Here is a 20922-nt window from a genome sequence, read left to right as displayed (position 1 = left end):
CGCGCGAGGCCTACCAGCTACCGTTGCGGGCCCATCAGGGTGAAAGCGTGTTCAGCACAAAAAACATGACTGTGCAGATTTGCGATCCATTGCCGGCCGGCGGCAGTAACATTCAGATATGAGATCGCCTCTTCAAGGTGCGGCGAGACGCTAGACCAGTAGAAGTCTGGATATTGCTCAACCATATCGGCCGGCGTCGCATAGCCAAGCTGGCTATCGAGGCCACATTCCTGAAACTCGTGAAATAAGGCGTTGGCCTTTTTCAGATAGAGCGGGTCGCCGAGCTGGCCGATCAGATCGGCCGCCTGCACAAGCCGCCCCTCGCGTGAGTTGTACCCATCATGATCGATCGGCCCGCTTGGAAAGCGGGTGTATTCGATCGCATGGGCGACGCGTTCAGCATCAAGGTTGTACCACTGCCCGATACGCTCCCGCGCGTAGAGCTTGGAACGGTCTACATGGTGAAGGGCAAGCGCCGCGTCGGAGGCCCCGCGCGGGAGTGTGATCGTCGCGCCATCCGCATCGACGATGAAGCGATCACGGGTGTCGCCTTTCAGAATACCGCGGACATATCCGATGTCGTGAAGGAGACAAGCGACGATGATATGCGCGTAATCCTGCGCATCGACGCGCTCGCTCAACATGCGACCGTGAAGGATGTCCCGTCCTACCAACGTGACGAGAAATGTGTGCTCGACATTGTGGTAGAGGGCATCGCTGCGGCCTATGCATTCCAAGGCGATCTGCGCGGCGCAACCCAGCCGCTCGGCCTCGTCGTTGGCCGACGAGCCGTACAGGCGTCGGAAATCTTCGGCAATCTCCCTGCCAAGCTCCAAAGCCATCATGGCCGGCATCGTCATCATGGAAGGCCCTCGAGCATTCTTGTGAGACTGCGTGACTATAGCGCTCTTCTTGTGACAGGTCTCCTGTGCGATACGTCTAAAAATCGTCTGCTGCAGTGCTGCGCAGTGCATTGGACGGCGCACAGCAAGGCTGTGCGCCCGCATTTGCTATTCTGTTCCCGGGTAGGCGGCCATTTCGGTGAGCCGGTACAAAGAATGGCATGCCCCGCCTGAAGTACTGGAAACGTGTCACGGGCTGGCGAGGGGCGGTCGAGGCTGCTCTGCAGTTTTGCAGGCGCTCTCGCGATTTCACCAGCTGCAACGCGGTCCAAGGCGAGCGCACATCAGTTTTATCGGTACTCTGGAGTATAGGATCTATTGCCGAGAACACATATTATTTATAAGGGGTAGATTCAGGAAGCGCGGCATACATCGCGGATGTCCGCGTTACGAGTTTAGGGAAGACATGAACGAATATATTGTTGGTCTTTATAAAAGACTGCTGCTGCGCACGCCAGGTGCGAATGAGGTTGCCTTTTGGGAAGGTGCTCTCGCGAACGGAACTTCCTTCGAGGGTTTTGAATCCACGTTTCGTGGATCTGCCGAATACATTTATCTTCATGAGGTTAAGTTTCCGGTTATCGCTCTCTTTCTGGGAGTGCTGCGACGCGCGCCTGATGCGGCAGGGCTGGCGTCGTGGGCCGAACAATTTCGCAGTGGAGCGGCATCATTTTCTGATGTCCTGCATTCTTTCGCGCGTTCCGAGGAGTTTCGAGAACTCCATCCGAGCCACGGTGGCGGTATCTCAGCGTGTGATCTCGTCGGTATGTTCTACAAAAACATTCTTAAGCGCGAACCCGATCCGGCGGGCTTTGATTTCTGGGTCAAGCTCATCAACAGCGGGCAAATCACAGGCAATCAGCTTTCTGCGGCCTTCCTCACAAGCGCGGAATTTCAAAAGCTTGCCGGCAACAACCTCAGGGCTCTTCTGGAAGATCTCGCGGACGGTGTGATCGGCGACAACCATAGTGCACTGATAGGACCACCCGAACCAGATCCGGGGCCAGAACCAGCACCGACTTATGCAGCGGCGGCTTCCACCTCAACAGCTGATGAAGGTGGAAGTGTCACTTTTACCCTCGCGACTGCCCATGTCGCTGCGGGTAGCGTGGTGGAACTTGATTGGGGTGGAACTGTCGGTCCGGGCGATATCGACGGCTCGCTTCCTGCGAGCTTCACCGTCTGCGAGAGCGGGCTTGCCGACATCACGGTCCATTTTCACGCTGATGGGCTGACCGAGGGCCGTGAGACGCTATCGCTGAGCGTGTCGGGTAGTACTCAGGCCATGGTGACGGTTGAGGACACAAGTTTGACACCTGTCGCTGTTCTCAATTCGGAGAGAAGTCGGTTGGAAATCGCTGCGGTCGACGCGACGGTTGCCTTGAGTGCCGATGGAACGACGGCCATCGTGAGCGCCGCCGGACGAGCTTCACTGGAGGTGCCGTTAGCTAGCCTTCTGGTAATAGCAATCACTGACGGAGCTAGGGTTACGGTTGCCGGAAGCGAGGCGATTTTTACATCAGCACGGCAGATTGATGTCGATGTTGATGCACAACTGATTGTCGATATCTCCTATCCTGCACTTACGGCAAGCCATCAATCGCATCAGGCGTTGAATCTTTCGGCGGTCCGCGTTGCAGGCGACAACAGCCTAGCAGCTGTATGGAATGTCGTGAGTACGACAAGCGGCGAGCTCGCTGAGAAATTCATCCTGTTTTGGGCTAACGAAGACGCACAGCACTACGATGGAGCGCTCGGTGGGAATGAATATAAAATGAATACTAGTGCATCATCTTTTATACTGTCTGAGTTCTATGTTGAGTATCTTAAGAGGGGCGGGCCGGCGATCACTGATATCGTGCGGACGAAAGTGGGGGGCGTGCCGGATTTCAGCGCGCGCCAGCAGTCCCTGCACGACAATCTCCTGGCCAACGTGATGGATGCAGCGATAGAAGGCCGCTTCCCCGGGCAGCCCGACCCGCGCTCTGAGGCCGCGAAGGTGTTCGGTATCCGGCCCTATGAGGATGGTTATCCGCCGCTGGAATTTTCGGAGGCCGATCAATGGGATGCCGACCACGATGTCTATCGGCCTGATTTGGTGCGTATCGTTGCCGATCTCGACGCTATGAACGATGGGCTATCGCTTGGGAGCCCCGGTAGGCCCGACAGCCCTGCAGGCAACAGCGTTGTTGACCAATGGATCAAGGACTGCGCTGCGCTTCAGCAGATTCGCACCGGCAACGCCGATGATCCGGGCCAAGCGATCGATTTCGTCATCAGCCCGGATGGTGATAAGACGGGGACTAATAGGTATCGAGGCACGCTGGTCCGTGACCTCGCGACGGGTCCCATCGATATCACCGATGCTAGCACCGCAGAGTACAAGTTCTATATTGATGCGGACTGGCTCGCCGATGGTCAGGCGCAGTTCAGCGGCGTCTGGATCCAGTTGCAGAACCTCGGCGGGGCGCTCTCGAATGGCCGACGATATGTCATTGCCGAATATATTGATGCCGAGGCCTCGCTGGGATTGCCTCAGACGGAGCGTACCGCTGCCGGACTTGACGAGGGAGAGACCTTCACGGGCTTCCGTTTCGGGAATTCCGATGGCGGCTGGGACTATTATCTACCTTTCGAAGATAATGGCTGGGTGACGTTGCAGTTCCATTTCGGCAAGGGCGAGCATAGCTGGGTTTTGAACGGCGAACGCGTCTACACACAGAAGGCCGGTCCGTTTGAGGGGGAAGACAATGCACTGCTCGAAATGGAAATTTCGAAGAGCATCATCTTCAATAGCCAGAATTTCGGGTTAGAAGAGCAATATACCTATGATGATATCGCCCCAGCCGGCGTATCGCGAAACCCGGATTTCTACGAGTGATCCCGAGTCCTGTCTGGAGCAGCACAAGCCCGTCTCGCAGCAGATCTCAAGCGATACGACCTGCGATTTACACCGTCGCTTTGAGCGGCCACGGAGAGAAGCTCCCTTTATCGCAAGGTGATAGGAGTTGCTCTCCTTGGAAGAAACAGCGCGGCCTCCCGCTGCCCTGATGCCGCGTTCCCCGCATGGATACTCGTGCCTGCTACTGCAACGCGACAGCGATGTCGTCGACGCGAGGCGCAGCCTTGATCAGACCGGCCTCTAGCATGAACTGACCGAAGCGTTCGTAACGGCGCCGGTCGAGCGCCGACGGGCGCTTGGCGAAGCGAGGCAATGTGTCGATCCAGGCCTGTCGGTTCAGGGCATCGTCGAGATCTGGGTAGGCCTTCGTGAACAGTCTCCAGCCTTCCTCCGGATGGTTGGTGAGATAAATCGCACCTTGTTCCACCGCGTCGAGGAAACGCGTCAGGCGGCTGTCCTTGAGGAGATCGGGCCGCGTCACGAAGATCAGTTCGTCATAAGCCGGCACACCGCTGTCCTCCGGCAGGAAGGCGCGCCCTTCATGCCCCTTGAGGCGCATCTGCGTGAGCTCGAAATTGCGAAAGCCGCCGATCGTGGCGTCGACCTGACCGCTGATCAGCGAGGGCGACAACGCAAAATTGACATTGACGAGTTCGACATCGGCCCTGTCGACGCCGGCCGAGGCCAGCATGCGTTGCAGAAGGGCATCCTCGAAGCCCGAGACGGAGAAGCCGACCTTCTTGCCCTTGAGATCCGCCAATGACTTGATCGGGCCATTCGCCAGCACCGTCACGGTGTTGAGCGGCGTTTCCACAAGGGTGCCGAAGCGCACGAGGGGAATGCCCGCCGCGTGGTCGAGATAAAGGCTTGGCTGGTAGTGAACGCCGATGTCGGCCTGGCCGGACGCGACAGCGCGCGGCACGATCGACGGATCCGACGGCGGCAGCAGCTCGACCTCGAGACCTGCCTTGGTGAAAAGACCAAGCTCTTTGGCCACAACCATCGGCGCGTGGTCCGGATTGACGAACCATTCAAGCAGAACCTTCACCTTCTCGGAAGGTGGAGGCTGAGGCGTCGCCTGCGCGAGGGCGCCTGCGGTCGTTGCGAGGCCGACGGCTATTGCAAGGAGGGTTCTGCGGATCATCGTGGGTTCCTCTGCGCGGCTCGGTTCAGGTGTTCTGCGTCCAAGGGGTGAGATAGGGGGTGAGGTGATCGACGATGGCGCGCAGCGCGAGCGTCACCGCAGCCAGGATGAGCATCGCGGCAAACATCGTCTCGGTCTGCATGCGGGCGTTGGCCTGTACCATGACGAAGCCAAGGCCCGCTGAAGCACCAACCCATTCGCCAACGACTGCGCCAAGCGGTGCGAGCGGTGCGGCGACCTTCAGGCCCGACGCAAGGAAAGGCAGTGCCAGAGGCAGGCGCACATGAATGAGCGTCTGCCAATGGGTGGCGGTGGTCAGGGCTGTGGCATCGAGCAGGTCGGGATCGGTGCGCCGGAGGCCATCGGCAAAAGCCGAAGCTACGGGAAAGAAGATGATGATCGTCGTCATCACCACTTTGGAAGCGAGCCCGAAGCCGAACCACAGCACCAGGACCGGAGCAAGCACGAAGACGGGGAAAGCCTGCAGTACCAGCATCAGCGGCCACACCAGCCGGCCGAAGCGGGGTAGGGCGGCAATGGCAATGGCGGTGCCCATGCCAAGAACGGCGCCCAGCGCGAATCCGGCCATGATCTCCGAAAGCGTGATGAGGCTGTTCGCCAGCAGGAAGGAGGGCTGGCGCAGGAAGACGGCCGCCACGTCCAGCGGCGGCGGCACGATATAGGCCGGGGGGCGGCCGATCCAGATCAGCGCCTGCCAAGCCAAGAGAAGCGTTGCAGTGATCCGAAGAGCGGCCATGGTGACGCGCATGCGGCCCTGCCTTCAGGACAAGCTAAAGTGGGGTAGCTCGACGGCGGCTCGATGTGGTCTTGCAAGACGCATGGCGTGAACCTTAGCGAATGGCCAGGACCAGGGCGATGCGAAGAGGAGAGAGGGGTGTCGGGAAGTCCCCAATTCCGTTCCTACGCCGGCATCACCCGGATCAGGTTCAAGGGTCCAGCTCATCGCTATCTCAGTGCCGTACGGCACGCCCCTCGGAATAAGAGCACTCTATGGGAAAAGCCACCGAGGGTGTCAAGCCGGAGGTGGAAGGGAGGCGCCGGCCCGTTGCAGTATCTGGCCTCGCCGCCATCCTCGCGCATCGCGCGCGCCTGTGCTGGCAATCGATGATGGTGGAGCAACCTTCCCGGTTGCAGGGAGTTGTGGTCGACCAGACCCTTAATCCGGATCTTGCATCAGGTCCGCTTACGCAACTACGGGCGGTGGTAACATTTTAAAAGGATTAACCATGATAGCCTGATCCAAGTCATGGTGAACCCTCGATAGCATGGGTAGGATTTATATGCGGCACATGGTCCTGATCGCGACAGCCTGGATGATGGGAACGGGCGCTGCGGCGGCGAATTTCACGCAATGCATCAGCCAGCTCCGGGCTGATGCGGCGCGCTCCGGCATCAGCCAGAATGTCATCTCCCAAGCGTTGGCGATCAACCAGCCCGACGACAAGGTCCTGCGGCTTTCCAAGGTCCAGCCGGAGTTCAAGACCCCGATCTGGGATTACATAGGCTTCCTCGTCGATGAGGAGCGTGTGCGGGATGGCCAGGCAATGATGCGTAAATATGATCGCGTCTTGCGTGCCGCCGAACAGCGCTTCGGGGTTGATCGCCACGTCATTGCCGCGGTCTGGGGCGTCGAAACCAATTTCGGGACGGAGGCCGGCGACAACTTCCTTCCGCATGCGCTCGCGACGCTCGTGTGCGAAGGTGGGCGGCGGCAGGCCTTCTGGCGGGGCGAGCTCATGGCGGCGCTGAAGCTCGTGGACCAGGGGGATCTCACGCTCGATGAGCTTTATGGCTCCTGGGCGGGGGCCTTCGGCCAGACCCAGTTCATTCCGACCACGTATCAGCGGCTGGCGGTGGATTTCGATGGGGACGGCCGGCGCGACCTGGTGAAGTCGGTTCCGGACGCGCTGGGTTCGACGGCTAATTACCTCAAACGGGCTGGCTGGCGCACCGGTCAGCCGTGGATGATCGAGGTGGCGGTGCCGTCGGGTTACAAGGGACCGACCGGCCGCAACAATCGCGCTTCGCTCGCCACGTGGTCCGGTCGCGGAGTGACGCGGGCCGATGGCCGTCCACTATCGGGCGGGGGGGAGGCGGGGCTCCTGCTGCCGGCCGGCCCCAACGGGCCAGGCTTCCTCGTCTATCCAAATTTCAACGCCATCTATGCCTACAACCAGGCGGAATCCTACGCCCTCGCGATCTCGCATCTCGCCGATCGGATGGCCGGCTATCCCGCGTTGCGGACGCCTTGGCCGACCGATGATCCGGGGTTGTCGCGGGCGCAGCGTCTCCAGTTGCAGAAGCTCCTGGCCGCGCGCGGTTATGATGTCGGAGAGCCAGACGGCAAGATCGGCGCCCAGTCCCGCGCGGCGATTGCCGCGGCCGAGCAGGCGCTAGGCATGCCGCCGACAGGTCGGGCCGGGAGCAAAATCTACCGCGCGCTTGGCGGCAGATAGGGCAGAAGCGACAAAGCAATGATTTGCGTGCACCGTCGCTGGCATCGCCAGCGACGGTCGACCGCAGCTAAATGGCAGGCGGTATCCGAAGTTCAAGCCTGTGTGCCAACAATTAGCCGGTTAACTGATTTCTCTGCGCACGAACGCCAAGGCACCTCTATGCCGTACTTTCACGTCGGCTATGTGTTGCCGTAGCAAGAACTTGAGAAGACGGGCATTTTCCCGAGAGCGGACGGTGACGGCGGACGTCGGGACACCGGTGCCCCGAGGCCCAAACGCTTTTCGTTTAGCCGGCAATTTACCTTTTATTAAGCCTGCGGTTTCGGACAGTCGTCGGCGGGGCTCGCCATGAGTTCGCTCAGCGCACGAGCGATCGCGGGCGGAGGCTGTGGCCAGGTCGGAACAAAAAGTAAACATGTGCGAATTGGGCGATTCATTCCCCATTATCCATAAGCGCCCCTTTGGATTGCGAAGGAACAAACAGTGAATTATTGAGAACAAACAGAAAACATAGAGGAGCAGGACGATGGTTCAATGGTTCTTCGGTCGCGTGATCGAACTCGCCTCTCTCGGTCTTTTCGTCAGCATGATCGGCGTCTGGGCAAGCGCCTTGGGCCTGCCCGCCTGATCCCGATCTGATCTTCGCCACGTCTGAAGTCGGAGATGGGCGCCAGAAATGCGGAGGAGAGTTGCGGTTCGGTCCTCGCGCCACAAGCCGCAGCTCCCAACACATCATGATAATGAACAGTTACGCTTCCAGGGGGGATGCTAGGCTTGGCACCGCAGGCAGGGGGCGTACCGACGCCTTCCAGATGATCCGGCTTCCGCCACTGAGGAAAAGGCGAGAGTTGAGGAGAATTTGCAGTCGCCTTTCCTCGGGCCATAATGCCGTTCGCTTGATGGCACAGGGGCCTCGACAATGAGCCAGTTTTCCTCTTGGCACGCGTTTTTCTCTTGGCACGCGTCTTTCTTCCGGGCGTGCAGCGCAGCAGTGCTTGGAATGTCCCTGGCAGCGACAATGGGATCATCCCCGGTCGAGGCACAGGCTCTCGCGCCCGCGCCGGAAGGCGCGACCAAGCACGCGAGCCGTGTTCTTGGTGAGGCGCGCCAGTTCATGGTCGCCGCCGCCAATCCGCTGGCTGCCGAGGCCGGGCGCGAGATTTTGCGCGCGGGCGGCAGCGCAGTGGACGCCGCCATTGCGGTGCAGCTCGTCCTCAATCTCGTAGAGCCGCAGAGTTCCGGCCTCGGCGGCGGTGCCTTCATGCTCCATTGGGACGCGGCAAAGCGTGCGCTTGTGACCCTCGACGGGCGTGAGACCGCGCCCGCAGCCGCGACGCCGGACCTTTTCCTGACAAGGGATGGCAAGCCGATGCCCTTTATGGAGGCCGTCGTTGGCGGACGCTCCGTGGGTATTCCAGGCACGCCGCGCCTGCTCGAGGCAGCCCACAAGCGCTGGGGAAGGTTGCCATGGGCGCGCTTGTTCGAGCCGGCGATCCGGTTGGCGGAAGAGGGCTTCGCGATTTCGCCGCGGCTGAACGGGCTTCTTGGCCAGGAGCAGGCGCTGCGGGCGGATGCGCGCGCAAGCGCCTATTTCTATGGCGAGGATGGTCAGCCGAAAGCGGTGGGGACCCTGTTGAAGAGCCCGGCTTTGGCCGGGACTCTGCGAATGCTGGCGCGGGATGGCATGGATGCTTTCTATAATGGGCCCATCGCGGAGGACATCGTTGCCAGCGTTGCCGGCCACCCGAAAAACCCAGGCGGGATGACACTGGCGGATCTGAAGGCTTATGCGGTCGCCGAGCGCCCGGCGATATGCCACCCCTATCGGGTCTACACAGTCTGCGGCATGGGGCCGCCCAGCTCCGGCGGCATTGCGATCGCGCAGATGCTGGCGATGCTTGAGAAGCAGAATCTTCCTCGTATGGGGCAGGGCGCGGAGGCTGTTCATTGGATCGCCGAAGCGGGACGCCTGGCCTATGCCGATCGGGCTCAGTATCTCGGGGATCCGGATTTTCTGTCTGTGCCGGTGCGGGGGCTCATCGATGCGGACTATCTGCGGGGTCGTGGAGCACTGATGCGGCCAGACCGGTCCATCGGCCGCGCCACCGCGGGCGAACCGCCCTTTGCCCGCCGATCGCAATTGTTCGCGCCCTCCGAGGGTATAGAGAACGGCACCAGCCATATTTCGATTGTCGATGGTAACGGCAATGCCGTGTCGATGACGACGACGATCGAGAGCGGTTTCGGCGCGCGTATCATGACGGCGAGCGGGTTCCTCCTGAACAACGAGCTCACCGATTTCAACTTTGCGCCGAACGAAGGAGGCAAGCCGGTCGCCAACAGAGTCGAACCCGGCAAGCGGCCGCGCAGCTCAATGGCGCCGACCATCGTCTTTGATGCGTTCGATCGGCTCTACGTGGTCACTGGATCCCCCGGCGGGAGCCAGATCATCAATTTTGTCGCGAAGACGCTCGTCGCCATTCTCGACTGGAAGCTCGATCCGCAGGTCGCAGTGGATTGGCCGAATGTTGGAAGCCGCAATGGGCCGACGGAGCTGGAGGCGGGGACGGAAGCGGAGGCCTGGAAGGCTCCCCTCGAGGCGCTCGGCCATCAGGTCTCCGTCATGCAGATGACCTCAGGCACCCAGGCGATCGTCCTGACGCCGTCCGGTTTTCTGGGCGGGGCCGATAGCCGGCGGGAGGGCGTTGCTATCGGCGATTGAGCCACGCGACCGTAATCGCGCCGGACCAATTCGCGGCGTCGCGCCGACTCGTCTGCGTTTGTTTGGAGACGGCGCGAGAGGCGTGGTCGATCTATCGCCCTGGTTCGGACGAGCTGCCATTGGCCGAGCGGGGCAGGGCGCCGTTACGACCGCGATTGGGGAAGATCGCAATATTGCTTCCACTCGGAGGGGGAGGCGGTAGCGGATCGCCGTCTTGTGTCACGCGGTTACGGCCCTCGTTCTTGGAGCGATAGAGCGCCTTGTCGGCCGCCGACAGAAGCTCCCGCGCGTCGTAACCGTGGGTTCCGGACGAGGCGATCCCGGCGCTGACTGTGACCACACGACCGTCGCAGGAGTGCCTCACGGCTTCGACGAAGGACTTCCTGATCCGGTCAGCGACCAGACGCGCATCATCGGCGCTTGCTCCAGGGAGCAAGGCGGTGAATTCCTCGCCACCCATGCGAAACAGCATGTCGCTTGACCTGAGATGGCGGGACGCGATCTGACTGAATTGCACGAGGACCGCATCGCCCATGGCGTGGCCGAATGTGTCGTTGACGGACTTGAAGTGATCGAGGTCGAAAGCGATGACCGCGATCGGCTCATGCGCCGCCGCATGCCGGCGCAAGACCTGCAGGCCACGCAGCTCGAAGCCGCGCCGGTTGAGAGCTTCCGTCAACGGATCGACCAATGCCTCGCGCCGATGTTCGAAGCTGAGCTTCTCCTTCATGATGGCGGTGGCGATGAAAGCCATGCCGAGCATGAAGATGAGGGTCTCGAAGGCAAGAACCATGTTCCAATTCCAGGCGGTCAGGAAACCGCTGTCGGGAAGAGGCAGGTTCGGCGCGTCGATGGCTCGGATGATGAAAATCGCCGCATGGACGCAGAGCAAAACGACACCCGGCACGCGAGACGCCAGTTCACCGCGCCCCCGCCACAGCTCCATGGCGGTCGCGAAGGAATAGGCGGCGACGACGCCCGAGACGAGCATGACCCTGAGTGCGAGGGTTTCCAGGAATGTCGGTATCAGGCAGGCGCCAAGCCAGATGACGGTGCCCAGGGAAAAGCCGGTCCATTGCATCGGGCGCCCATCGAAGGCGCGCGCGCCCTGCCAGGCTGCGCCATAACCTAAGAGGATAAGGCTGTTTCCGATGATGATTCGCACGGCATCGGGCATGAGTTCATGGGTCGCGAGGACAGCGACGCCGAAGCCGACCAGAAAGTAGCAGCCTCCCCACAGGGCGAGCGGGCGCCGGTCGCGGTGTTGCAGCGCCGAGAAGCTGAGCCACGCGCCAGCAACGATGGTGATGAAAACCACCACGACGAACAGGGTCCGTACATCGAGCATCATGAGGCGGCCAACCTTCACTCCCTCGGCCTACCGGCAAGGCTGTCTCATCGAGGCTGCCCTCAGCACCCACGACAGCAACCTTCAATCCTTTTGCTTGTAGCGTAGGCGGTATGCCGCGCAAGAGGGACGGCGATGCAACGACCGGCGGCGCCATCACGCCCCATGAAAATGGCCGGGACGAGCCCGGCCATGGAGACGGTGTCGAATGCGAAGACGCGCGTGAGGCTCAGCTGCAGCCGGTCGTCGAGCCGCAGGTGTCGCATTTCATGCAGGTGCCGTTGCGAACCAGGGTGAAGTTCGCGCATTCAGGGCAGGCCTCGCCCTCGTAGCCCTTCATCCGCGCCTCGGCCCGGCGGTCGGACACGCTGCGCTGCTGATTGGCCGGGGCGGCGAAGCCGAGCGAGGCAAAGGCTTCTTCACCCGCTGGCTCCTCATCCTGCTCCGGCTCGCTCTTCAATGCCACGGCGCCTGTGCCGGCGAAGGCCACCACGGTGGCGCTGGACGGCTGGGCGGTGGCTGTAGCGCCGGGAGCTTTTGGGGCATCGCGCTTGTCACCGGGAATGGTGAGGAAGTTCGTCGGCTTGCCGCGCACGAAACCCTTGGAGATCACCTGCTGGGTGGGGGCAGGCGTGCCCTCCGGGGCTTTGGCCTGGTTCTCGCCCTTGCCGATCACGTCGAAGCCGATTTCGCTCGGATCGACATGCGCGAGGTCGTAGCGCGAGAGATAGGAGATCGCCAGCTCGCGGAACACATAGTCAAGGATCGAGGTGGCGTTCTTGATCGACTGATTGCCGGCGACAAAGCCGGCGGGCTCGAAGCGCGTGAAGGTGAAAGCTTCGACATATTCCTCGAGCGGGACGCCATACTGCAGGCCAAGCGACACGGCGATGGCGAAGTTGTTCATCATCGCCCGGAAGGCTGCGCCTTCCTTATGCATGTCGATGAAGATTTCCCCAAGTCGGCCGTCGGCATACTCGCCGGTGCGCAGATAGACCTTGTGGCCGCCGACAACGGCCTTCTGGGTGTAACCCTTGCGGCGGTCCGGCATCTTCTCGCGCTCGCGGACCCGCTCGACGCGCTCGATGATCTTCTCGACGATGCGCTCTGCGACCTGCGCGGTCCGTGCGGCGGTGGGCTGGGCGAGAAGGGCATCGACGGCGTCCTCGACCTCATCCTCTTCCTCGTTGATGAGGGCGGAGTTCAGCGGCTGCGACAGCTTGGAACCGTCGCGGTAGAGCGCGTTCGCCTTCAGCGCGAGCCGCCAGGAGAGGAGATAGGCCTCCTTGCAGTCCTCGACGGTCGCGTCATTCGGCATGTTGATGGTCTTGGAGATGGCGCCCGTGATGAAGGGCTGCGCCGCCGCCATCATGCGGATATGGCTCTCGACCGAAAGGTAGCGCTTGCCGGTGCGGCCGCACGGATTGGCGCAGTCGAAGACAGCATAGTGCTCGGTTTTGAGATGCGGCGCGCCCTCCAGCGTCATCGCCCCGCAGATGTGGATGTTCGCCGCTTCGACATCGGCCTTCGAGAAGCCGAGATGGGCGAGGAGATCGAAGCTCGGATCGTTGAGACGCTCGGCCGGGATTTCGAGGGTGCCCGTGAGGAAGTCCTCGCCGAGGGTCCATTTGTTGAAAACGAACTTGATGTCGAACGCCGACTTCATGCCCGCTTCAAGGGTTGCGATCTTCTCTTCCGGGAACCCCTTGGCTGCGAGGGTCGTCTTGTTGATGGCAGGGGCTTGCGCGAGCGAGCCGTGGCCGACCGCGTAAGCCTCGATCTCGGCAATTTCCGACTCGCGGTAGCCGAGGGAGCGCAGCGCATCCGGCACCGCGCGGTTGATGATCTTGAAATAGCCGCCACCGGCGAGCTTCTTGAACTTCACCAGTGCAAAGTCCGGCTCGATGCCGGTGGTGTCGCAATCCATGACGAGGCCGATCGTGCCGGTGGGCGCGAGCACAGTCGTCTGGGCGTTGCGGTAGCCATGGGCCTTGCCGAGCGTCAGCGCCTTGTCCCAGGCGGCGACGGCATGGGCAACCAGAGTGGTCCCGAGCTCGCCCAGCTTGGCGGCGGAGGCATGGTCGAGCGGCACGGGATCGGTCGCCAGCTTCTCATATCCCGCGGCCTCGCCGTGCGCCGCGCGGCGGTGGTTGCGGATGACGCGCAACATGTGGGGCGAGTTCTTGGCATAGCCTGGGAAAGGGCCGAGCTCCTGCGCCATCTCCGCAGAGGTGGCATAGGAGGTGCCGGTCATCACAGCGGTGATCGCGCCGGCAAGTGCTCTCGCCTCAGCTGAATCATAGGGGAGGCCCATCGTCATCAGAAGGCCGCCGATATTCGCGTAACCAAGACCAAGCGTGCGGTACTTGTAGGAAAGCTCCGCGATCTCCTTGGAGGGGAACTGCGCCATCGTCACCGAGATTTCGAGGACGAGCGTCCACAAGCGGCAGGCGTGCTCGAAGGCCTCCACGTCGAAGCGGCGCGTGGCGCGGTCATAGAACTGCAGGAGGTTCGCCGAGGCGAGATTGCAGGCCGTATCGTCGAGGAACATGTACTCCGAGCACGGGTTCGATGCGACGATCGGTCCCGAGGCAGGGCAGGTGTGCCAGTCGTTGATGGTCGTGTGGAACTGGATGCCCGGATCGGCCGAGGCCCAGGCCGCATAGCCGATCTTCTCCCAAAGCTCACGGGCCTTCAGGGTCTTGACCGGCTTGCCGGTAAGGCGCGCCTTCAGAGCGAAATCGCCGTCCGCTTCCACGGCGTTCAGGAAATCGTCGTCCACTCGCACGGAATTGTTGGAGTTCTGGCCGGCGACGGTCGCATAGGCCTCCGAATCCCAGTCGGTGTCATAGACGTCGAAGGAGATATCGGTGTAGCCCTGCCGGGCGAACTGAATGACGCGCTTGATGTAGTTGTCGGGCACGAAGGCGCGGCGGGCGAGTTTGATCTCGCGCTTCAACGCCGGGTTCTTTTCCGGATCGTAGCAGGAATCGGGCTTCTCGCCGCCCTGGGATTCGCAGTTGACGCAGGCCTTGAGCACCGCCTTCAGATGCTTCTGGCAAGCCTTGGAGCCCGCGACGAGCGCCGCGACCTTCTGCTCCTCCTTCACCTTCCAATCAATATAGGTCTCGATGTCGGGATGGTCGACATCGACCACCACCATCTTGGCGGCGCGGCGTGTGGTGCCGCCCGATTTGATGGCGCCGGCGGCGCGATCGCCGATCTTGAGGAACGACATGAGCCCGGAGGAACGCCCGCCGCCCGACAGTTTCTCGCCTTCGCCGCGCAGCTTCGAGAAGTTGGAGCCGGTGCCGGAGCCATATTTGAAAAGCCGCGCCTCACGCACCCACAGGTCCATGATGCCGCCCTCGTTGACGAGGTCGTCGCTCACGGACTGGATGAAGCATGCATGCGGCTGAGGGTGTTCGTAGGACGACTTGGATTTCGTCAGCTTGCCGGTCTTGAAGTCCACATAGTAGTGGCCCTGGCTCGGCCCATCGATGCCATAGGCCCAGTGCAGGCCGGTGTTGAACCACTGTGGGGAGTTCGGGGCGACCATCTGGTTCGCCAGCATGAAGCGCAGTTCGTCGAAGAAGGCGCTGGCGTCGGCCTCGGAGGAGAAATAGCCGCCCTTCCAGCCCCAATAGGTCCAGCAGCCCGCAAGACGGTCGAAGACCTGCTGCGCCGATGTTTCGGACGTATACCGCTCGGCCTCTGGTAGGAGTGCGAGGGCTTCGGTGTCGGCGACGGACGGCCAGAGGAAGGAGGGAACGTCGTTCTCCTCGACACGCTTGAGGCGCGCGGGAACGCCGGCCTTGCGAAAATACTTCTGGGCGATGACGTCGCTGGCGACCTGGCTCCAGCTCGCGGGGACATCAAAGGCGTCGAGCTTGAAAACCGTCGATCCATCGGGGTTGCGGATCTCGCTTGTCGCGGCTCGAAACTCGATGGAGGCGTAGGGGGACTGTCCCTCTTCGGTGTACCGGCGCTCGATCCGCATTGATGTGATCCCTTTGGCGGTCGCCCGCCATCGCTATATATGGGGGGTGGCTCGCCATGAACCAAGCTTGAACGCTACGGATAGAGGCGCCGGGGGTGGCGCTCCATCCGCGTCCTTCCTCAGCGGGATGAGCCGCGATGAAAGGCCGCGTTTAAGCCTCGGTACCGACAGGCCCGGGGGACATTTTAGACACGCAACAGCCCACGCTGTTTTGCAACACCGCCTGCCGCTGGACACATTTGTGAAACTTATTCGGAGATGCATCAGCAAAAACGCGCCTGACGCAATATGGCTGGAAGTTAGAGCGATCCTGCCCCGTGCGTCAATATCTAGGGGGTTCAAGTTTTTTGACGCGCAATCTCTAGAGCCGTTGTCCTGCCTTACCGTCGTTTCATCACCACTAGAATAAACGCGGCTGATGGTAATGGGAAACAAGGCTTTTCCCCATTCCTGGGGAAAGGGGCCACAGTGTCACCATTTGTTCACCACAATATATTTTTCCACCTCCATCCCCATAGGATGCAGCTGCGGCGTCGTATTTGCGCGCCTTTTCGTGATTCTCGCTCGACCGCGGCGGGTACCTGTGGCAGCGCGTCTGGCGCGAATCGCAGCAAGACGTCACGGCATGTCGCTGGGCATCACCGCGACGGGCGATCTCAGGTCAAAGGGTTGAGAGATTATGCCGTCAGCAACGTGCCGGCGCGGCTCGCAGCCCTAGGGGAGACAAGCTGCCGTACTGGACAAGCAACACCGACGGGGCCATAACCTCGGCGACGATCGTCGGCTCGGGCCCGGCTTTTGGGATATGTGGTGATGAAAGACTTTCTCCTGCGCATGTTCACCTGGTGGAACAAGCAGACGTTCGGAACGCAGTTCTGGACGTGGCGGTTTGGCGAACGGGTCGGTCAGGACGAGTTCGGCAACACCTATTATCGGACAAAGGGCGGGGCAAAGGATCCCGCGCTCGGTTTCGAGCGTCGCTGGGTCGTCTACGCCGGCTATGCCGAAGCATCGGCCATCCCGCCGGGCTGGCATGGGTGGATACACCACACGACCGACGTGCCGCCCACGCAGGACGGCTACCAGGCGAAGGAATGGCAGCGACCGCATCGCGAGAACATGACGGGCACGCCCGAGGCGTATCGCCCGGCCGGTTCGACGCTCGCCGAAGGGCGCCGCCCACAGGCAACAGGTGACTACAGCGCCTGGACGCCCTGACCGAAAACACAGTCTCGCCGATCAAGATCCCTAAATCTCGGCAATCCGCGCCGTCCGCCATGGAAGCCGCCGGTGCCGTCCCTGCTGATGAACGCGATGCATCGGCGGGACCGGCAGCGATGGCAACCCGCTCTTCTTGGATTGCCTGTTATACTCCGAAGATATCAGGTTAGCTTATCGCGCGCGGTTGCGGCGCGGAGTTAGAGCTGTACCTCGCCGTTCCTGTTTGAGGCTGCTGCCCACCGTCGTCGCCATCGTGCCCAGACGGGAGGTTAGCGGAATGTCAGTAGTGTGGAGCGGTCGGAATCCTGTGCGGCGCGTCGATCCGACGGAATTCGCCCGTCTGGAGAGGGCCTTCGCGGCCGATGTCGAGGCATGGCTGCTCCCGTCCTCGCGGGATCATGATGCAAGTGTCTGGAATTACCGGATTCGCATGGTCAGGGCGATGATTGGTCGCTTCAGGGGTTCGGCACATTTCGTATGCATGCTGGGCGCGTCTGTGACGGGCCTTGCGGTCGCTGACAACGGGACGGCGAACGTTATCCGCTTGAAGGCATTGTCCACACACCCTGGCCAGCAGGGTGCCGGATCGCTTCTGATCGAGCATATCGTCAACGACTGGCCGGCGCCGGTCGCCGAGGTTCGCCTCACGACGCTGGATGAGGCAAGGGCCTTCTATATGCGTCTCGGCTTCCTGTCGCTCGAGCGAAATCAGATGTGCCTTGACCTCGCCAGGAGCCCACAGTGGGAATGGGCTGAGGGGCGATGGCGCTTGAAAGCCTATGCCAATCTGCCACGTTTCGCGACCTGGAGTGAGGAGGCGTCTCCGTTGCCCCCGAAGGCGAGGCTGCAATAGGCGAGCAGCGGTGGCTATCCCGCTCGAGAGATGGCACGGAGCCACCAGCGGCAGGCAAGAAGGGGGTACTTGATGGACCTAAGATGGCTGCCGCAACCGCCGATCCGCGCCATCGACGATCATGAATTCGATCGGGTCCGTGTCGCTTTCCGCCACGAGCTTGATCTCTGGCGCTGCCGGGGGGAGACAAACGATCCAGCGGCCAAAGCCTGGAATTTCCGGATCGGGTCGACACGCATGCTGACACATTTCGACCGAGGTGAGTTTCACTTCGGCTACTTCTTCGGCCAGGGCGCTATCGGCCTTATATCGATCACCGTGTCGGATGATATCGGCACCGTCGAGATCTTGATGACCCACCCGGGGCAGCAAGGTGCGGGCTCAACGCTGATCGAACACGCGGTGAACGCGATTCCAGGCATGCGCCGATTGAAGCTGAGGAGTTCGCCCGAAAGCCGGGGATTCTATGAACGGCTCGGCTTCTTGCGCGATGGCCATGTCATGGAGCTCGACCTAGAATCGACCAGCGCGTGGCGAAGAGTGAATGGCCGCTGGCGCATCGCCGCTTATGCGAGCACCTGTGGCTATATGGCCATTTAAGATCAGTGGCATCGCCCGAATCGCGCTGCAGGGCTGTCGCAAGGGATGCCGGAAGGTGTATGCAGGCACGTCGGCTTCCCTCCTGATCGAGCTGCGGTAAGATTGAACGATGAATTCCAAGCTCTTGCCTGTCCTTACCCTGGCGATGGCCTGTCTCGTGGGCACCAGCCATGCCGCCATGGCGGACCGAATCAAAAACCCCATCGCGGTTTTCTCAGGCCTGGACAAAATCACGGGTCGGATCGTCTCTTTCGAAGCAGCTGTCGATGAGACCGTTCAGTTCGGTGCCCTGCAGCTCACGCCCCGCGCTTGCTACACCCGGCCGGCAACCGAGACCCCCAACACCACCGCTTTCGTGATCGTGGATGAGGTGACGACGGCCAGCAACGAGCGCCGCCGCTTGTTTTCAGGCTGGATGTACGCGGCGAGCCCCGGTCTGCACGGCATCGAACATGCCGTCTACGATATCTGGCTGACGGATTGCAAAGGGGGGACCGAGGTCATCGTTGAACCCAAAGAGGGAAGCGGCGATGCCGCCCCCCCAGAGGCGCCCGCTGCGCAGCGTCCCCCGTCAGCACGCCGCTGAGGTCATGGGTTATCAGGCGAGCTCCGCCAGCGCTTCGGCTCCGCTGACGCGCAGTCCGGCGGGCCAGCTCCACCAATCACCTCGGAGCTCAAGCGCGGCCTCGAGCTCCGCCATATAGGCCTTGCGGGGCACGGCGAGCGCGCCGAAACGAGCCAGGTGATCCGTGACGAACTGGGTGTCGAGCAAGGTGTAGCCGCCGCGCCTGAGGCGTGCGACTAGATGCACCAGGGCAATCTTCGAGGTGTCCCGCTCGCGGTGAAACATGCTCTCGCCGAAAAAGGCAGCGCCTAGCGAGACGCCGTAGAGACCCCCGACGAGGCGGCCTGCATCACGGACTTCGACGGTGTGGCAATAGCCTAGGTCGAACAGCTCACCATAAAGCTCGCGGATGCGGCCGTTGATCCAGGTTTCTTCGCGGCCATCGTCCGGCGCGGCGCAACCCGCAATCACCGCATCGAAGTCCTGGTCGACGGTGACCTCGAAACGGTCCAGCGCGACGGTGCGCGCCAGGCGCTGCGGGATGTGGAAGCCGTCGAGAGGAATGATTCCGCGCTCTTTCGGCTCGACCCAGAACAGGCTGGGATCGTCGGCGTTCTCAGCCATTGGAAAAAGCCCGCTCGCATAAGCCCTGAGCAGGATCTCCGGCGTGATTTCGACCGACGACCGATTCATCACCGCCCTATGCCGAGACGGAGGATAGGGATCAGTGGTGATCCATATCCAGAGAACATAATGAAAATCAAATAGATACAGCGTTATGCTGATCTGGTCAGATAGCTTTAGCTTTTCTCTTAGGCGGAGGCCATGATCTCGTCGACCCCGCCATCATTCAGGAAATGCTCCAGCCAGTGGATATCATAGATCCCGTTCTGGATATCCTGGTTGCGGACCAGGGTCCGGAAAAGTGGCAGGGTTGTCTCGATGCCATCCACCACGAATTCATCCAGCGCACGTCGCAACCGCATCAGGCATTCTGTACGTGTGCGCCCGTGGACGATCAGCTTGCCGACGAGCGAATCGTAATGCGGGGGAATACGGTAGCCTTGATAGACGGCCGAATCGACACGCACACCGAGACCGCCCGGCGGGTGAAAATAGGTGATCGTGCCCGGCGAAGGGCGGAAGGTGGCGGGATGCTCGGCGTTGATCCGGCATTCGACGGCGTGACCCTCGATCTGGACGTCCTTCTGGGAGATCGAGAGCGGGTTGCCGGCCGCTATCCGGATCTGCTCGTTGACCAGATCAATCCCGGTGATCATCTCGGTGACCGGATGCTCCACCTGGATGCGCGTGTTCATCTCGATGAAATAGAACTCGCCGTTCTCGTAGAGGAACTCGACCGTGCCCGCGCCGAGATAGCCGAGCTTCTGCATCGCCTTGGCGACTGTATCGCCGATGCGCTCGCGCTCGGAATGGTTGAGCGCGGGCGAGGGCCCTTCCTCCCACACCTTCTGGTGGCGGCGCTGCAACGAGCAATCGCGCTCGCCGAGGTGGATGGCGTTGCCCTTGCCGTCCCCGAGCACCTGAATTTCAATGTGACGGGGCTTCTCGAGATATTTCTCGATATAGACCGCGTCATCGCCGAAGGCAGCTTGCGCTTCCGCACGGGCGGTTGCGAGGGCGTGCTCCAATTCGCCGGCCGAGCGTGCCACTTTCATGCCGCGACCGCCGCCGCCGGCCGCCGCCTTGATGAGCACGGGATAGCCGATATCAGCCGCAACCCGTGCAGCCTCCTCGGCGTCGGTGATGCCACCATCCGACCCCGGCACGCAAGGGATGCCAAGGCTGCGTGCTGTGCGCTTGGCTTCGATCTTGTCGCCCATCAGCCGAATGTGCTCAGCTTTCGGACCGATGAAGGTGATGCCGTGATCGTTGAGGACCTCGGCGAAATGGGCGTTCTCCGAGAGAAAGCCATAGCCGGGATGAATGGCATCGGCGCCCGTGATCTCGCAGGCTGCGATCAGGGAGGGGATATTCAGGTAGCTCTCGCGCGCAGCAGGCGGGCCGATGCATACGCTTTCGTCGGCGAGCCGCACATGCATGGCATCCGCATCCGCCGTGGAGTGCACCGCAACCGTCGCGATGCCGAGTTCCTTGCACGCGCGCAAAATTCGCAGGGCGATTTCCCCGCGATTGGCGATGAGGATCTTGTCGAACATCGGCATCG

The 20922-nt window shown here is 61.6% G+C and carries 14 protein-coding genes, 1 pseudogene and 1 riboswitch; of the genes and pseudogenes, 8 read left to right on the top strand and 7 right to left on the bottom strand.

Features of this window, described 5'->3' with window-relative positions:
- Positions 1-17 precede the first annotated feature (17 nt).
- Positions 18-863 (bottom strand): HD domain-containing protein, encoded by an 846-nt coding sequence (locus KIO76_RS19345; RefSeq protein ID WP_213324765.1) that lies wholly within the window; start codon positions 861-863, stop codon positions 18-20.
- Between the two features lie 445 nt (positions 864-1308).
- Here KIO76_RS19345 and KIO76_RS19340 point away from each other — a divergent pair, with 445 nt between their 5' ends.
- A complete protein-coding gene (locus KIO76_RS19340; protein WP_213324764.1) occupies positions 1309-3783 on the top strand; it encodes a DUF4214 domain-containing protein in 2475 nt (824 codons plus the stop codon).
- A gap of 202 nt (positions 3784-3985) precedes the next feature.
- On the opposite strand, the gene KIO76_RS19335 is transcribed toward KIO76_RS19340, so the two are convergent.
- Together KIO76_RS19335 and KIO76_RS19330 are read right to left on the bottom strand one after the other, a co-directional pair.
- Positions 3986-4945: an ABC transporter substrate-binding protein gene (locus KIO76_RS19335; protein ID WP_291976464.1), complete on the bottom strand. Its 960-nt coding sequence runs from the start codon at positions 4943-4945 to the stop codon at positions 3986-3988.
- Between the two features lie 28 nt (positions 4946-4973).
- A complete protein-coding gene (locus tag KIO76_RS19330; protein ID WP_213324762.1) occupies positions 4974-5717 on the bottom strand; it encodes an ABC transporter permease in 744 nt (247 codons plus the stop codon).
- 132 nt (positions 5718-5849) lie between these two features.
- A riboswitch (TPP riboswitch) is annotated at positions 5850-5952 on the bottom strand.
- A gap of 7 nt (positions 5953-5959) precedes the next feature.
- Here KIO76_RS19330 and KIO76_RS19325 point away from each other — a divergent pair.
- The 3 genes from KIO76_RS19325 (at position 5960) to ggt (ending at position 10147) form a co-directional block, all read left to right on the top strand.
- Positions 5960-6184 (top strand): hypothetical protein, encoded by a 225-nt coding sequence (locus tag KIO76_RS19325; protein ID WP_213324761.1) that lies wholly within the window; start codon positions 5960-5962, stop codon positions 6182-6184.
- A gap of 50 nt (positions 6185-6234) precedes the next feature.
- Entirely contained in the window at positions 6235-7425 is a 1191-nt protein-coding gene (locus KIO76_RS19320) for a lytic murein transglycosylase (RefSeq protein WP_249729652.1), read from the top strand.
- A 1018-nt stretch (positions 7426-8443) separates the two neighbouring features.
- The gene (gene ggt, locus KIO76_RS19315; RefSeq protein WP_249729651.1) at positions 8444-10147 is read left to right on the top strand and encodes a gamma-glutamyltransferase; all 1704 of its coding nucleotides are present in this window, start codon (positions 8444-8446) and stop codon (positions 10145-10147) included.
- Positions 10148-10238: 91 nt separating this feature from the next.
- On the opposite strand, the gene KIO76_RS19310 is transcribed toward ggt, so the two are convergent.
- Together KIO76_RS19310 and KIO76_RS19305 are read right to left on the bottom strand one after the other, a co-directional pair.
- A complete protein-coding gene (locus KIO76_RS19310) occupies positions 10239-11498 on the bottom strand; it encodes a GGDEF domain-containing protein (protein ID WP_213324759.1) in 1260 nt (419 codons plus the stop codon).
- A 226-nt stretch (positions 11499-11724) separates the two neighbouring features.
- Positions 11725-15495: a vitamin B12-dependent ribonucleotide reductase gene (locus KIO76_RS19305; RefSeq protein WP_213324758.1), complete on the bottom strand. Its 3771-nt coding sequence runs from the start codon at positions 15493-15495 to the stop codon at positions 11725-11727.
- An 813-nt stretch (positions 15496-16308) separates the two neighbouring features.
- On the opposite strand from KIO76_RS19305, the gene KIO76_RS19300 reads away from it, so the two are divergent.
- The 4 genes and pseudogenes from KIO76_RS19300 to KIO76_RS19285 form a co-directional block, all read left to right on the top strand.
- Positions 16309-16713 carry an NADH:ubiquinone oxidoreductase subunit NDUFA12 gene (locus tag KIO76_RS19300; protein WP_213324757.1) on the top strand — a complete coding sequence of 135 codons (405 nt, stop codon included), beginning with the start codon at positions 16309-16311 and terminating at the stop codon, positions 16711-16713.
- Between the two features lie 280 nt (positions 16714-16993).
- Positions 16994-17569 carry a GNAT family N-acetyltransferase gene (locus KIO76_RS19295; protein ID WP_213324756.1) on the top strand — a complete coding sequence of 192 codons (576 nt, stop codon included), beginning with the start codon at positions 16994-16996 and terminating at the stop codon, positions 17567-17569.
- 72 nt (positions 17570-17641) lie between these two features.
- Positions 17642-18169 (top strand): GNAT family N-acetyltransferase, encoded by a 528-nt coding sequence (locus KIO76_RS19290; protein WP_213324755.1) that lies wholly within the window; start codon positions 17642-17644, stop codon positions 18167-18169.
- A gap of 145 nt (positions 18170-18314) precedes the next feature.
- Positions 18315-18689, top strand: a pseudogene (locus KIO76_RS19285) (DUF2155 domain-containing protein); the annotation flags it as partial.
- A gap of 78 nt (positions 18690-18767) precedes the next feature.
- On the opposite strand, the gene aat reads toward KIO76_RS19285, so the two are convergent.
- Complete coding sequence (gene aat, locus KIO76_RS19280; protein WP_213324753.1) at positions 18768-19427, bottom strand: leucyl/phenylalanyl-tRNA--protein transferase; 660 nt, start codon at positions 19425-19427, stop codon at positions 18768-18770.
- 119 nt (positions 19428-19546) lie between these two features.
- Positions 19547-20914: an acetyl-CoA carboxylase biotin carboxylase subunit gene (gene accC / locus KIO76_RS19275; protein WP_213324752.1), complete on the bottom strand. Its 1368-nt coding sequence runs from the start codon at positions 20912-20914 to the stop codon at positions 19547-19549.
- Between the last annotated feature and the right edge of the window lie 8 nt (positions 20915-20922).

Source organism: Chelatococcus sp. YT9 (assembly GCF_018398315.1).
Classification (GTDB): Bacteria; Pseudomonadota; Alphaproteobacteria; order Rhizobiales; family Beijerinckiaceae; genus Chelatococcus.
This window is presented reverse-complemented; position numbering and strand designations above follow the sequence as displayed.